This is a genomic window from Sphingomonas sp. FUKUSWIS1 (genome assembly GCF_000733135.1).
GTDB classification, from domain to species: domain Bacteria; phylum Pseudomonadota; class Alphaproteobacteria; order Sphingomonadales; family Sphingomonadaceae; genus Sphingomonas; species Sphingomonas aerolata.
On record NZ_JPJC01000183.1, the window covers coordinates 1 to 1,488 of the forward strand.

2 protein-coding genes are annotated in these 1,488 nt (G+C 69.2%); one reads left to right on the forward strand and one right to left on the reverse strand.

Translation table 11 applies throughout. The features are described from left to right. The coding region (locus tag sphsw_RS19815; RefSeq protein ID WP_031440740.1) for a hypothetical protein at window positions 1-275 on the forward strand (275 nt) is incomplete at its 5' end. Between the two features lie 115 nt (window positions 276-390). On the opposite strand, the gene pyrC is transcribed toward sphsw_RS19815, so the two are convergent. Next, complete coding sequence (gene pyrC / locus sphsw_RS11480) at window positions 391-1,425, reverse strand: dihydroorotase (RefSeq protein ID WP_031440741.1); 1,035 nt, start codon at window positions 1,423-1,425, stop codon at window positions 391-393. Window positions 1,426-1,488 lie beyond the last annotated feature (63 nt).

The window sequence follows — 1,488 nt, forward strand, 5'->3', positions numbered from 1 at the left end:
TCGCCGCGCTGGAGAAGACCGCGAACGGTTCGCTCGGGCTGTTCGACCGCAGCAGCGACCGCCGCGTCCGCACCGCGATCGCCCCGACGATCGCCACGCTACGTGAAATGGGCACCGAGATCGACGCGATGCGCGACCGGCTGATGCTCGATCCGTTCGCGCTCCACCGCGACTTCTTCGCCGCACGCGGGCCGGTCAGCGCGAGCGCACCCGGTGAGCAGAAAGAGGCGCGGCTCTGGCTCGACCGACTCGCACAGGAGGATCCGGCGAACTGACCCCCCAACCGTCATCCTGACGAACGTCAGGACCCAGGGTCACGAACGCTGTCGCTGCTTGGTTCTGGGTCCTGACGTTCGTCAGGATGACGGAAAAGGCAGAAGCGTGCGCGCCTTAGCCCGCGAACCGCCACCCCGCATCGGTCCCCGCCAGGAACGGCACGACCGACGTATCCCCCTCCCCGACCCGCTCGGGCACGATCACGCTCTCGCGCACCAGCGTCACCGTGCCCTCGTTCAGCGGCAGCCCGTAGAACCGCGCGCCATGTTCGGACGCGAACCCCTCGAACCGGTCGATCGCGCCCTCCGCGTCGAACACGCCGAGATACGCCTCGAGCGCGAACGGCGCGTTGAAGATCCCCGCACAACCGCAGCCCGACTCCTTCGCCCCCACGACATGCGGTGCGCTGTCGGTACCGAGGAAGAAGCGCGGGCTACCCGACACCGCGGCCTTCCGCACCGCCAGCCGGTGGGTCTCGCGCTTGAGCACGGGCAGGCAATAGGCGTGCGGCCGCAGCCCGCCGTCGAACAGCGCGTTGCGGTTGATCAGCAGATGCTGCGGGGTGATCGTCGCGGCGATCGGATGGTCCGCCTCGGTCACGAACGCCGCGGCCTCGGCGGTGGTGATGTGCTCGAGCACGATCTTCAGCCCCGGATAGTCGCGCGTCAGCGGCGTCAGAATGCGTTCAACGAACACCGCCTCGCGGTCGAAGATGTCGATCGACTTGTCGGTCACCTCGCCGTGGATCAGCAGCGGCATGCCGATCCGCTGCAGCGTCTCGAGCACGCCGGTCAGCGCGCGGATATCGGTGACGCCGTGCGCCGAATTGGTCGTCGCATGCGCGGGGTAGAGCTTGCACGCGGTGAACACGCCCTCGGCATGGCCGCGCTCGATCTCGACGGGATCGGTGCCGTCGGTCAGATAGCAGGTCATCAGCGGCGTGAAATCGGCACCCCCGACCGCCGCGAGGATCCGCTCGCGATAGGCGCGCGCGGCGGCGATCGTCGTCACCGGCGGGGTGAGGTTGGGCATGATGATCGCGCGCGCGAACTGCCGCGCGCTGTGCGGCGCGACCGCGTCCAGCATCGCGCCGTCGCGCAGGTGGAGATGCCAGTCGTCGGGGCGGCGGATCGTGATGCTGTCGGTCATGCGCCCTCCTACCGACGCGCGGCAGGCGACGCCAGACGGTTGCGCGCCTTGGAAATCGCCGGG

Bases quoted from the DNA above. Each gene is read 5' to 3' on its own strand.
- pyrC (WP_031440741.1), bottom strand. From the start codon at position 1,425: ATGACCGACAGCATCACGATCCGCCGCCCCGACGACTGGCATCTCCAC.